Below are 13,087 nucleotides of genomic sequence, written 5' to 3'. Positions count from 1 at the left end.
TCCTAGTTCAACTTTTCATGTTTTTCATGTTTTTCATGTTTTCTGTGAATAACAGCATGTATTTTTTGAATAAGCTTATTGTTGTCTGTTTTAGATTTAGTCAATGTTGCTACAACCTGACGAGCAATATTTACTGGAATATCATGAGCAGAAAAGATCACCACAGGAATATTTTTATCGTTATCATTTAACTGGTGTAATAAGTCTAAGCCTGAACCGTCAGGTAAGCCTATATCAAGTAATATTAAATCGAACTTTTCTTGTGCAATTAATTGCTTTGCTTCAGCTAAAGTTGGTGCTTGTTTTATTTGATAATTATCGATCAGTAGAGAGTTCACAATTGTGATGATATCTGAATTATCTTCAACATGTAAAATATGATGTTTTTGTTGTTTTTCAATGGCTAAACTTGTTCGAATTGATTTAACCAATTGCTCAGGTTGTATTGGTTTTTCTAGCCAATCTACAAGTTCTATACTGTCGCCTGCTTTAACTTTATCGCTATCTTCATTAGGTGACGCAACGATAATAACGGGTAACTGTCTTGTTTCTTCTTTACTGCGTAGCTCTTTCAATAGGGTAAGCCCGTTGCCACCCGGAATAATAAGATCTAAGGTGACTGCATCGTATTGATTGGTCGCGATGAGGTCTTTTGCTTGTTGATAGTCATAAGCATGGTGACAATTATAGCCTGCATCTTTGATCATCATGCTTAATAGGCGAGCAATATCGATATTGTCTTCAATAATCAAAATTAATGCTTTTTGATTTATAATTTCATTGTTATCAGCCATTAGCGGTGCTTCTTTGTATACAGGAAGCGTGAATCTAAACGTTGTCCCATTACCTTTATCACAGCTAAAATCAATTCGTCCATTATGTTCATTAACAATGGCTTTAGTGATGTGTAGTCCTAATCCAGTGCCACCTTTTTGGCGAGTGTCTGAGCTATCGGCTTGTGAAAACTTATCGAATATATGTGTTCTAAATGCTTTGGGTATGCCTTTTCCTTGATCATGTACTGAAATATGCACTTCATCTGCAATAACTTCTAGCGTAATCGTTACCACTTCATGAGTCGGTGAATACTTGGCAGCATTTGAGAGTAAATTAGACATAACTTGCTCAATACGCTTTTCATCAATATTGACCATCAATGGAGCTGTAAGTGTTGAACTGAATGTAAATGATACATTCAGTTTTTCTCCGTAACCTTTATTCGCTTCAATTGCATTGAGAATTACGGGAGTTATATCGGTTACATTTAGATCAAATGACATTTTTCCCGCTGACATTTTTTCAATATCTAAAATATCGTTAATCAGGTGTATTAAATTTTCGCTATTATTATTAGCAATAACCAGTAGTTCTTTGGCTTTCTCAGGTAACTCACCCGTTACACCGCCAAGCATTAAGCCGAGTGAACCACTGATTGAGGTTAGTGGGGTGCGTAGTTCATGACTTACAGTAGAAATAAATTCTTTTTGCATAAGCTCAATGCGCTTACGTTCAGTGATATCTCGCACAATACCAACAAAGTACTTAGTATCATCTAATGAAACTTCACTAACTGCTAATTCCATGGGGAAAGTACTATTGTTTTTTCTTTTGCCTGTGACTTCACGACCAATACCTATGATTTTCTTTTCACCAGTTTTATTATGGTGTGCAAGATAACCGTCATGTTCTTTTTGATAGGGATCAGGCATAAGCATCTTTACATTTTTGCCTATTACTTCATCTTCAGAGTAACCAAAAATAGTTGTGGCTGCGCGATTAAATGATTCTATTTTTCCATAGGCATCAATGGTAATAATAGCATCTACTACATTATCAATAACCGCAGAGAGTCTTTTGTTTTGCGCGGCAATTTTTTGCTCTAATTTTAAGGTACTGTTTTGTTGGTTTTCAGCAAAGTTGTTCATTAAATAATATAGTAATCTAAATTCATCTTTTACTGACTTAGGATCAAGGCGTATTGATAAATCACCGTGATGTAATTTTTTTGCGCTACTGGCTAACGTTAATATAGGGTAGAGAATTTTTTTGGAGACAAACCAGAAAATAAGGATTACAGATAAAATAGCAATAAATATATGTATAAGTATCATACGATCAAGCGCTTGCTTGATTTCAGAAAAAACAATCTCTTCGGGAATGTGTATCGCTAATAGCCAATATCGGTCATGATCATAAGGAGCAAAGAATATTTTCTGAAAACCAAAAAGTTCAGTTGAATTTTTAGCTAATTGCATTAATTCTTCATTGTTTTTTGTTTGCTCTGCCCATTGTGGTTCTACATCGTAAAAGTTGTAATCAAGCCCTTGTTCTTTAGCAAATGATTTACTTTTATCTTTATGCTTAATGTAATTTCCCGATTGATCCACAATATAGCTACGTATGCCGTGGTCAGTTGAAACCACATTATTGAATAATACGTCTGTAGATAGGTTAATGATTACTAGTGCTTTAACTTCTCCTAAAGCATTGTGCACAGGCGTGGCTATACGTAGTACAGGAACATGCGGGATTTGAATTTTACCGTATTCTTTATTGAGGTTTACATCAGAATAATAAACCTGCCCAGGAAGCATTTTTATGGTTTCCACAACGTATTTTTCAGTCGATTTGTTTTGTAATTCACCCTGGCTTGCGATGTTAATGCGATTATTGGCTTTTCTTTCCACCCTCACTAATTCTTCACCGTTACTTTTTATATAACGAATTTGAAGATATTGTGAGTGATTATTTACAAAGGAAAAAAATATGGTATTAAGCCGCTGCTGCCATACTTTTAAAGATTCATTACTTTTAGAGTCTGTACCGTTATTGTTAATAGCATCAATAATTGCTTGTATTGGAGGTGTATCACGTAACGACATTAAAATATTTTGATGTTCATTTAATGCTGATTTTATTTTAAGTTTGAGTAGTTTTAGTTGGCTTTGTTGTACTTCAATCGCTTTATTTTCGGCAATTTTTTGTGACTGTTGATAGCTAGTGTAACCTGTTGTAAATAAAGATATAAATAACAACGTATTTAACGCAAAAGCCACCTTAAATCGTAAACCTAATTTGTATTTACCTAACACATTCAGTCCCAAAAACATTATTTTTAATGATTATTATGAATTTAGTTTAGTATGGAGGATCACAAATAGCGATATTCTTTGGGTATAAAGGTGTTTTTAGCTTTCAGTGGAACAGTATGTTGAATGATAACGGGTATATAAGCTATTATTTGAATAGGGAAAATAGTGGCTTTTAAAAAGAGAAGATATTAATGAATACAATAAAAAGTAATTTATTGCCATCGGATAATACAGGTTTTACTTTAATTGAGCTCGTTGTTGTTATTGTTATTTTAGGTATCTTGTCTGTTACAGCATTCCCTAAATTTATTAATCTAACATCAGATGCTAATACCGCTATTATAAAAGGTGCTGTAGGAGCAATTAAATCTTCAGTTTCTTTATTTAAAACTAAAACAATTACATCAAGAAGCAGTTTTGAGGATGTAGTTGAGTTTTCAGGTGTAAAAGGCAGTAATTATCAGCCGTGGGCAGCAATGGCGACAGCAACTAGTTTTTCTGCTGATTATACTTCGCCCCCTGAAATATTCGAAGGAGCTGGCCTGAATGTTAACGATTGGGCATACCGTATTTATGTATTAAATGGTAGTTATGCTGTTGCGGCTGCTCCGAGAAATGTACTTTCTAAAGACCAACCCACTCAAGATGAAGTTAAAGCCACTAACTGTTATTTTGAATATCACTGGAAAGCTTTAGGTGAACCTGTATTAACAACGGTTAATACAGGTTGTTAATTAAAAATAATTTAAAAAGAAATGAACTTAATTGAATTGTTATGCTCTTACTATACGAGAGACTTTTATTTCCCCTTAGTATTTCATGTTTTATAGTGCGTTTACTTTTTTAAGTAAACGCTTTTTTTTGCTTAAAATTTAGCTAACCTCAACTCGGGTTAATGAATGTTAGCGAATGAATTAAAACTATTACTTAACAACAATTTAATATATATCGTTATTTTCTTAAGCTATATTAGTCTCTCAACATTGATGTTTTTGTGTATAACAAGGCGAATTTTTCTATCTAATAGCTGGCTATTAGTAATAAATTCAACGAAGTTAGACATAAAAATAGCTTGTTGAGTAACTTTGCTTATCCCGAGCTGAGGTTAGCTATTAATCGATAAAGGTCGGTAGAACGGAGGAGATGTTAGTTAACTTAATATAAGGTAGTGGGGATTTAACATTTAAACACGAGTAATGAAGGGGGGGATTATACGAGTGTACATTTTTTAGTGTTAATATTTGAGCTAAAGCTATTTTTTTATATTAAAAGAAATAACCCGCTCAAATGAATAAGTTAGCTAGTAATTATACAGCGCTTACTTTGTTAGCACATGGTCCTTTCTGACCTTGTCCAACTTCAAATTCAACCGCTTGACCGTCAGCTAATGTTGCATATTCGCCACCCGATTGGATTTCTGAATGATGAACAAAAAGATCTTTACTACCGTCTTCTGGTGTAATAAAACCGAAACCTTTATCGGCGTTGAACCACTTAACTATACCTTTACTCATATTGTATTTTCTTTATCTTATGGTGAGTTTTAAAAAAGCCATTGTTGTTATCACCATTACGACAATCGCTTGAAATTGTTTAACCCTAAAATATTAAATGGGATCTTATACTAATCACAATAACCGATTGACCATTTATTCTTCATATAAGTTGGCGCAATTTATTAATGCTTTAGGTATTATTTTTAACTGCTTTAATGTTTTATTTTAAATTTATAATCTGAAGATCTATTAGACTCAAAAGTTGTTCTAAACAAATGAATACAAACATTACGAATCACAACCAAAGATCGATAAACAGTAAAGCTGCTTACCTTAAAAGAGAAGGGAAATAAAAATAAGCTTGTCAGTGTAACACCATCTATTCTTATTAGCTTGAATATATAATTAATATAAATTTTAATCAGGGTTAATATTAATTATTGGTGAAATTAATATCTTTATTTATTTGATTTACAATATTTTATTGTTATTTGGTAGGAAAGAGCTATGTTATTTTAAATAAAAAATGAAGTTTTTTTCACAAAAAAGGAACTTTACTGCAATTAAGTGCTCTTACTATACGAGAGACTTTACTCCCTTAGTGTTTCATGTGTTTATAGTGCGTTTACTTTTTTAGGTAAACGCTTTTTTTTTGCCTAAAATATTATTTAACCTGAACTCTGGTTATTTAGTTTGTTCAATTTCTTTTGCTTTTTCGTTTAACACGGCAATAAGTTCTTCTGTAGACGCTTCGGGTAACCAGCCCGACAAGGCAATGGCGCTATATACGGGTTGTCCTAAATTTACTGCAAGAGTATAAGTTTTACTGGTTTTAAGAGAGGAGCCTGTTGTTTCTACTCTTGCGTAACCCAGTGTTCTTATTTCGGTTATTTTCTCCATTAGTAAATCAAAGTCATCAAACCCATCAATATTTTTACCTTCGTATAAATGAGATATTTCGTTATCGTCTAATTCAGATAATAAAGATAAACCCACACCACTTAATGTTGCAGGGTAATAACTTAATCTGCCCATAGCATCAACAGAATCCATACCAGGTAGAGCGTGATATAAATACGTCACCTTGTCTTGCCATAAAACGCCCATAGCAACAATTAAACCTAACTCTTTTAATGACTCTAATGGCTTAATGGCATGTCTAACATAGCCAGTAGCGTATAAACTTTGCGCCGCTAGAACGTGCATGCCTGGACCAGAGGTATATTTTCTATCAGGGGTTTGTCTTACTAAGCCAAGGTACGCCAAAGTTCTGAGCATACGATTAACTTTAGTAATATCTAATCCTAATATCCTAGATAGTTCTCGACTCCCCAAAGGGTGATCGCTAGAGGCAATACCTTGCAACGCTTCTATTCCATGAATAAGACCTTGGTTTAATTGACTACCGTATTTACCAAGCTTTTCATTATTAACGACTGAGGGTACAGAGCGTGTCATGCCAAATCCTTATTTTATGTGTGTAAGAGAATAGGGAGGGTATAAATCATATTTTATATCTAATAAAGCTATGGTTCAATTGAATGCAAGGGGTTTCGTATTTTAGCGCTTAGTGCACTTTATAATTTACCTATTTTTAGACCCATCGAAGAAGCGCTTGAGCAAAATCACTTCTTCGTTAATGCTTTTTATAAGGGAACGACCATTATTACAAAGCATTGTCTTGAATTGATATCGCTCAAGTGCTCTGAAATACGTATCTTGAGTGGTAACGGGTATATATTAAGGTAGCTATTCTTAATTTAATTATTTATATTTATTTAAAACTTGAGTGGTATCTATTATAGATACATAATGCGTTTGTTATTTTAACTCTTATACCATTTCAAGGTAGAGAACAGAGCTGGAACAATAAATGTTTTTAGGCAAAGGTTTCGCGTTTTCAACGAAATCTAAGTACTAGATCCATGTCAGCAATATATTGATTGACGAGAAGGGTTATTCTTAAGCCTGTTAGTTATATGAAAATCTTTTTAATCAATTGCCAAAAAAATTACAAATATTAGGAGCTTACCACTATGTTAAGAATGGCTTTAGAGTCCGGTTCTCGTAAAAATAAACAAGTTTCTTTGCAAAGCGAATTAGTTGTTGTTGGTGGAGGAATGGCGGGGGTTTGTTGTGCCATAAATGCAGCGCGTTCAGGTATTAAAGTATGTTTAGTTCAAGATCGCCCTGTATTAGGCGGATGTGCATCAAGCGAGATTCGTGTTTGGATTTTAGGCGCAACTTCTCATTTAGGTAATAATAACCGCTGGTCAAGAGAAGGCGGCATTATTGATGAGCTTTTAATTGAAAACCTTTATAAAAATAAAGAAGGTAACACGGTTATTTTTGACACCATTTTACTTGATAAAGTTAAAGCAGAAAAAAACATAACCTTGTTACTTAATACTGCCGTTTATGATGCAACAAAGTCGAGTGCGACTAAAATAAAATCGGTTAAAGCTTTTTGTTCACAAAACAGCACAGAATATTTAATCGACGCGCCATTGTTTTGTGATGCTTCAGGTGACGGTATTTTAGGTTTTATGTCAGGAGCACCATTTGTTATTGGCGCTGAATCTAAAAATGAATTTGATGAAAAAATGGCTCCTGATGAAGAACAAACAGAGTTATTGGGTCACACCTTGTTTTTCTACAGTAAAGACGTAGGAAAGCCTGTCGACTTTATACCACCTGAGTATGCTAAAAATACCAAAATTTCTGAAGAACGTTTATCACGTGTTAATAAAGGTGAAGACGGTATTCGTTTATGGTGGATAGAATACGGTGGAACAGAAGACACTATTCATGGAACCGAAGAAATAAAATGGGCTTTATGGTCTGTTGTTTACATGATTTGGGATCACATAAAAAACAGCGGTAAATTTGATGGTGTAGAAAACTTATCGCTAGAGTGGGTAGGAACAATTCCCGGTAAGCGTGAAAGCAGACGTTTTATCGGCCATAAAATGCTAACCCAAAAAGATATAGTTGAACAAAGATCTCACGAAGACGCTATTTCTTATGGCGGATGGGCGATTGACCTTCACCCAAGTGGAGGTGTGTTTAGTGATGAAAGTCCTTGTGAGCAATACCATGCTAAAGGTATTTATCAAATACCATTAGGTTGTTTTATGAGCCAAGGTATTGATAACTTATTTATCGCTGGCCGTATTATCAGTGCTTCACATATCGCTTTTGGTTCAACGCGCGTTATGGCAACTTCAGGTCATGGCGGACAAGTCGTTGGTGCAGCAGCAGCTTTGTGTATTAAAGATAACTTATTACCTCAAGACTTATTAGCGCAGCCTAGCTTAGGGAAACTTCAACAAGAGCTCAATGAAATAGGCCACTTTATTCCTCATATACCTCTAGTAAAAAGTAATAATATTGCTAGTTCAGCTGAAATATCAGCAAGTAGTGAATTGTCTTTAACTCACATAAAGTCAAACGGCGAATTTAAACCCTTAGTCATTAGTGCCGCACAATTATTGCCGCTTACAGCCAATGTTAAATATACCTTTACGATTAATGTTAAAGCGAAATGTAATACAACCTTAGTTAGCCAATTACGAGTGAGCGATAAACAAGAAAACTACACGCCTAATGTGACTTTAGCCGAAAAGGAAATTGCGCTAACAGAAGGTGAACATAAAGTGACGCTTGATTTTGACGCCACGCTTCTTGATTCTCACTATGCATTTATGTGCCTACTGAAAAACGAAAATATAGAAGTTGAATACTCAAATGAAAGAATAACAGGTGTTGTTTCAGTATTTAATGGTACTAACAAAGCGGTATCTAATAACGGTAAACAAACGGTAGATAAAGATCTGGGTGTAGACGAGTTTGAATTTTGGATCCCTGAAAGACGTCCTGGTGGAAAAAACCTTGCGCTAGAAATCACGCCAGCCATACAAGACTTTTCAGCCGCGAATATTATTAATGGCTACACAAGACCTTGGTTTAGCAGTAATGCTTGGGTTGCTGATATTAATGATCGTAATCCAACGTTGGCACTTAAGTGGTCTGAAGAAAAAGAGATTAACTCAGTTGTTATTCATTTTGATAGCGACTTTGATCATCCACTTGAATCTTCTTTAATGGGTCATCCAGAGCAACGGATACCGTTTTGTGTTGCAAACTATAAAATATTAAAAGAAGACGGAACTTTACTTCACGAGGTGGTTGGAAATTATCAAACGGTTAATAAAATAACCTTTGAACAGTCAATTAAAGCGCAGAGTTTAACTTTTCAATTTGAAAAAACAGAGGAAGATATTCCTGTATCTGTATTTTCTGTCATTGTAAGTTAGTCAATATTGTTAATCTGAGTTTGATACAGAGGTCTGTTTCAAACTCAGATGCGTTATTGTTGAAATCGCTTATTATTTATATACCCGTTACCAATCAAGAAGCTATTTCAGAGCACTTGAGCGATATCAATTCAAGGTAATTATCACGAATTCGAGTTACTTAAATACTAGCTTTGAGATAACCAAGAAAGAAATTGTTTAAAGTCAGATGAATTTGAAAAAGTAACATAACTTAATCCGTGATCATCTTTGATCGCAACTCGGTTTTGATTAACAGAAATTGAATGCACTGGTTGCATTACACGGATCTGTTGTCCGTTATATGTATAAGACATTATAAAACTCTAATATAAGCGTTTGTATTGGTAAAAGTACCTAATATAAACAAAGTGTTATTATTGTTTTGGTTCAAATATAAAGATTTACAGGAAATAATTCGTTGAAGATAAAACAATAACTAAGTAAAAAAATCTAAAGATAACTGACGTGGTCAAGGAAAGGCAGAGCAATAAGATATTTATTAAATTCGAGTGAAGTTTTCTTTTTTATGATAATACAGCACTTGAACGGAGGAGAGTCTATAGTACGAACAAATAATAAACAAGCATTATTAGTAAATAACTGAAAATAGCGCTTAAAGTTTTATAATTATGCAAATATATTGTCTTTATTGCTCACTGCTGTAATCTAACAGAATACATACCTTCGTTTTGTCACTATCCTTGATAATTGGCTCAGCGCTCAATTATTGAGGCAAGCTAATTACAAACCTCCGCTTATGCTACCAAACCGTCGAATTTGGTAAAACAGATATTCACCTGTGTACCTTACGTGATAAACAAGAGTTTCATGATCCTGTTGGTGTTGCTGAAAAATTAGGTATATCGTCTGCTTCATGGCCTATTTTTGGTGTTATTTGGCCATCGAGTTTGGTACTTGCGCATTATATTGTTGATTACAAAACACAGTCAAAACGTATATTAGAGATAGGCTGTGGTATGGCTTTATCTAGTTTGTTATTGAATAAACAATGTGCTGATATAACTGCAACCGATTACCATCCTGAAGTTAAAACTTTTTTACAAAGAAACACCCTACTTAATGGTGATAGCGACATTTCATTTGAGCAAGTTGATTGGACAAGTAAAATAGACAAACTGGGTCTTTTCGATTTAATTATTGGTAGCGATTTACTTTATGAAGATAGCCACATTGACTTATTAGCCAATTTCATTGAAAACCATTCAAAGCCTAAATGTGAAGTTATTCTTGTTGATCCGGGTAGAGGGCGTAAGAGTAAATTAAGTACCAAAATGATTGAATTTGGTTTTACCTCTTCCCATAAAAAACCTGTTCATACCGATTACCTAGAGCATGAATTTAAAGGACATATTTTAACGTTTGAACGTTAAAATATTTATCTGGCAAGTTAGTTTTTTAAGGAGGTATACATGTATTCCATTAATGATTTAAATGAAATTAACGAAACATTAAAGCCTCTAAAAGCACTTGCGGTTAGAGAGCTACAATCTATTTATGGCTTGTCTGGCATGGTATATACCCCTCATATAGATGCCCATAACGAGATTTGTATAAAAAAAGCAGCCATTTTAAATGATTTAAAAAACAAAGGACTAATCGCTTTTACAGAAGCAGAAATTATTAGCGCTAAGTTAATGGCTTTATACCGACGAACTAAAAATCATCAAATGGTTGAATATAATGGCTGTAACTACGAATGCCGATTCTCTCCATTAAAGTTGAGTAAATCAGGAAAAAGCGTGAGTAAGTGGGCTAAATATTGGTTACGAAAACTGCCAAATGGTGAAAACGATAAACAATGGGAAAGCCAAGTGAGAGAAACTTGGCCGGAGTATTTTATTATTAAAAGTTTTGATTTTTAACCGCTAAATGAATGAGTAAAAATCAACGTGTCGTTTACTCAGGAAGATGTACTATCTTCCAATAACTATCTAATGTATTAACAACGCCTAGTAATTTCTCTCCTACTTCACCTTTTGTAAAATAACCAGCTATGTGTTGGTGATAGCTTTGCTCAACATCGCTTTCAGATTTAGATGTTGTTAAAACAAATACCACAAGATCAGACAAAGCTTCATCAGCACGTAATTCTTTTAAAAACTCTATTCCGCCCATACGTGGCATTTGTAAATCGAGCAATATCACCATAGGGCGAGGAACGGTATTGTTTCGTAATAACTCTAAAGCTTCAATACCGTCATAAGCTCTAATAATAGGGTTCGCAATACGTTGTTTAATAAAGCTTCGTTCTATTGTCATTGCATCAACATCGTCGTCTTCGATTAAAAATAATGTTACGTCACTGGGTTTTGATGATGTCATTAGAGCTCCAAAATTTAATTAACTGTATAGGGGGAATTGATCTTATTTTTTCCATTTTATAACGAATTTTGTTCCGTGTTTACCGTCTGAAACTATGCTTATATTGCCACCATAATGTTCTACTATTTGTTTCACCATAGCTAACCCCATTCCACTGCCTTCTACTTTATCTCTTGGCTTTAGGGTTTGAAACATTAGCATGACTTGGTCATGAAACTCGGCTGGAATACCAGGACCATCATCTTCTACGCTAATAATGTGTGAGTCGCTATTACTATTATATAATATACTGATTTTACCGCTGTCTTTGTCATGATGTTTTATTGCATTAGAAATTAAATTTCTCAGTACTATTTCTAATGGGGAAGCTGGAATATTAATTTCAACATCTGGAGCGGTGCAAGTAAACCCTAAAGGAATATCCACTAAAGATATTATATCTTGATTCATATCGTATAAATTGACACGTTCTTTTTTAAATTCGGTACGATTAATTCGAGAGTAATCAAGCAAATCAGTCAATAGCTTCATCATCCGATCACAACGTAGTATGAGCATATTTAAATGTTTTTGCGATTCTTTAGGTAATATTTCTCCGCAATCTTCATTAATCCAATGAGCCAATTGTTTAATTGAATTAAGGGGGGATTTGAGGTCGTGTGAAGCAACGTAAGAAAATTTTTCTAAATCGCGATTAGATTTCACTAAATCTTGAGTTTTATCTTGTAATACCGTAGTCATTTTATCTGCGTAGGCTAATGCTTTTCTATTAGCTCTTGTGAGAAAAATAAAAACCCCAAGTAAAAATGCATCAACAGTTAAACCACCAATTAAAATGAAAAAAGACTGATCTGCGTTAGACTCTTCTCTGAAGTCGATATTTGATTGAATATCAAATGTCCATACTCGACCATATAAATAAGTATCCACTTTTTTTGAAAATAAAGGATTAGGATCATAATCGTTAGAAGTTCCATAGGTATTATCGTCAAAAAGTAAACTATCGTTATCACTTATTCTAATACTTACATGTCTGTTTTGTTTCGCTAAAGTTCCTAGCATGAGTTTTTTCATAATAAAAGGAGCATAAACAACGCCTACAATAGTGTCTCTTCTAGCTGCCGTTGTTTCTGGTTTTTGGCCATTTTTATAAAAGGGCGTATAAAACAAAAAACCGGGTGTTTGTTTATCATCTTGCACTAAGATGATCGGCCCTGTTAGTTGAGCCTTACCTGAATCACGTGCTTTTTTAATAGATGAATATCGATTAATTTCAAAAGCGATATCAAGGCCAACAGCTTTTTTATTGTGCTCAACAGGCTCAATATAAGTTATTGGCCAATATTCCGATTCGTTATGACTAGGGTGAACTTTATAATTGGGCCTAAGATCGCGTTGTTTTTCCATGTAACTATTAAACTGGTTTGCTTGTACATTATAGATGATACCTATGCCATTGATGCCGGGGTAAGTAGTATCAATTTTTAAACTGTTGGCATAAGTTAGCCAGTCGGTATGTGTAATGTCTGTATTTGTGGCGTCAATATAGGCTACACCTCCCCAAAGGGCATTTTCGTATAACCCCATTCTTTCTTTGACTAAATCAATTGCTTGTTCAGCATATCTTTGGAATTTCAACTCAAGCTTTTGATTTAACTGTGATTTTGTGAAGTGCCATGCTGTGAAGGTTAAAGCGACAGAAATAGCGACAATTAACCAATGAACAAAATTCATTTTTCCAGCATTAACTAATTTTTCTCTTTGATCACCATTGATTGGTGCTTCTTCCATTATATATTCCTACAAAAAACAATATTAC

10 protein-coding genes are annotated in these 13,087 nt (G+C 34.1%); 4 read left to right on the top strand and 6 right to left on the bottom strand.

The genetic code is table 11. The features are described from left to right. Positions 1-2 precede the first annotated feature (2 nt). A complete protein-coding gene (locus AC0L5Q_RS11190; RefSeq protein WP_473607939.1) occupies positions 3-3,092 on the bottom strand; it encodes a response regulator in 3,090 nt (1,029 codons plus the stop codon). 191 nt (positions 3,093-3,283) lie between these two features. On the opposite strand from AC0L5Q_RS11190, the gene AC0L5Q_RS11185 reads away from it, so the two are divergent. Then, complete coding sequence (locus AC0L5Q_RS11185) at positions 3,284-3,826, top strand: type II secretion system protein (protein ID WP_473607936.1); 543 nt, start codon at positions 3,284-3,286, stop codon at positions 3,824-3,826. 573 nt (positions 3,827-4,399) lie between these two features. Here AC0L5Q_RS11185 and AC0L5Q_RS11180 read toward each other — a convergent pair. Beyond that, positions 4,400-4,606: a cold-shock protein gene (locus tag AC0L5Q_RS11180; RefSeq protein ID WP_077341181.1), complete on the bottom strand. Its 207-nt coding sequence runs from the start codon at positions 4,604-4,606 to the stop codon at positions 4,400-4,402. Between the two features lie 666 nt (positions 4,607-5,272). Then, on the bottom strand, positions 5,273-6,046 hold the full coding sequence (locus AC0L5Q_RS11175; RefSeq protein WP_473607929.1) for a helix-turn-helix domain-containing protein: 774 nt from the start codon (positions 6,044-6,046) through the stop codon (positions 5,273-5,275). A 578-nt stretch (positions 6,047-6,624) separates the two neighbouring features. Here AC0L5Q_RS11175 and AC0L5Q_RS11170 point away from each other — a divergent pair. Then, on the top strand, positions 6,625-8,904 hold the full coding sequence (locus tag AC0L5Q_RS11170) for an FAD-dependent oxidoreductase (RefSeq protein WP_473607925.1): 2,280 nt from the start codon (positions 6,625-6,627) through the stop codon (positions 8,902-8,904). A 167-nt stretch (positions 8,905-9,071) separates the two neighbouring features. On the opposite strand, the gene AC0L5Q_RS11165 is transcribed toward AC0L5Q_RS11170, so the two are convergent. After that, complete coding sequence (locus AC0L5Q_RS11165; RefSeq protein WP_473607922.1) at positions 9,072-9,239, bottom strand: hypothetical protein; 168 nt, start codon at positions 9,237-9,239, stop codon at positions 9,072-9,074. Between the two features lie 426 nt (positions 9,240-9,665). On the opposite strand from AC0L5Q_RS11165, the gene AC0L5Q_RS11160 reads away from it, so the two are divergent. Beyond that, complete coding sequence (locus AC0L5Q_RS11160) at positions 9,666-10,316, top strand: class I SAM-dependent methyltransferase (RefSeq protein ID WP_473618291.1); 651 nt, start codon at positions 9,666-9,668, stop codon at positions 10,314-10,316. Positions 10,317-10,355: 39 nt separating this feature from the next. Continuing rightward, a complete protein-coding gene (locus AC0L5Q_RS11155) occupies positions 10,356-10,808 on the top strand; it encodes a hypothetical protein (RefSeq protein WP_473607918.1) in 453 nt (150 codons plus the stop codon). Between the two features lie 34 nt (positions 10,809-10,842). Here AC0L5Q_RS11155 and AC0L5Q_RS11150 read toward each other — a convergent pair whose 3' ends face one another. Both AC0L5Q_RS11150 and AC0L5Q_RS11145 read right to left on the bottom strand, forming a co-directional pair. Beyond that, positions 10,843-11,268 carry a response regulator gene (locus tag AC0L5Q_RS11150; protein WP_473607915.1) on the bottom strand — a complete coding sequence of 142 codons (426 nt, stop codon included), beginning with the start codon at positions 11,266-11,268 and terminating at the stop codon, positions 10,843-10,845. A gap of 42 nt (positions 11,269-11,310) precedes the next feature. Beyond that, positions 11,311-13,059, bottom strand: coding sequence for a CHASE domain-containing protein (locus AC0L5Q_RS11145; RefSeq protein ID WP_473607912.1), 1,749 nt, complete (start codon positions 13,057-13,059; stop codon positions 11,311-11,313). Positions 13,060-13,087: the final 28 nt, after the last annotated feature.

It is taken from the genome of Pseudocolwellia sp. G5-9, assembly GCF_055808995.1.
Note: the sequence above shows the minus strand (reverse complement) of the source record. Positions and strands in the feature narration are given on the sequence as shown.

Bases quoted from the DNA above. Each gene is read 5' to 3' on its own strand.
- AC0L5Q_RS11185 (WP_473607936.1), top strand. From the start codon at position 3,284: ATGAATACAATAAAAAGTAATTTATTGCCATCGGATAATACAGGTTTT.
- AC0L5Q_RS11180 (WP_077341181.1), bottom strand. From the start codon at position 4,606: ATGAGTAAAGGTATAGTTAAGTGGTTCAACGCCGATAAAGGTTTCGGT.
- AC0L5Q_RS11175 (WP_473607929.1), bottom strand. From the start codon at position 6,046: ATGACACGCTCTGTACCCTCAGTCGTTAATAATGAAAAGCTTGGTAAA.
- AC0L5Q_RS11170 (WP_473607925.1), top strand. From the start codon at position 6,625: ATGTTAAGAATGGCTTTAGAGTCCGGTTCTCGTAAAAATAAACAAGTT.
- AC0L5Q_RS11165 (WP_473607922.1), bottom strand. From the start codon at position 9,239: ATGTCTTATACATATAACGGACAACAGATCCGTGTAATGCAACCAGTG.
- AC0L5Q_RS11155 (WP_473607918.1), top strand. From the start codon at position 10,356: ATGTATTCCATTAATGATTTAAATGAAATTAACGAAACATTAAAGCCT.
- AC0L5Q_RS11150 (WP_473607915.1), bottom strand. From the start codon at position 11,268: ATGACATCATCAAAACCCAGTGACGTAACATTATTTTTAATCGAAGAC.
- AC0L5Q_RS11145 (WP_473607912.1), bottom strand. From the start codon at position 13,059: ATGGAAGAAGCACCAATCAATGGTGATCAAAGAGAAAAATTAGTTAAT.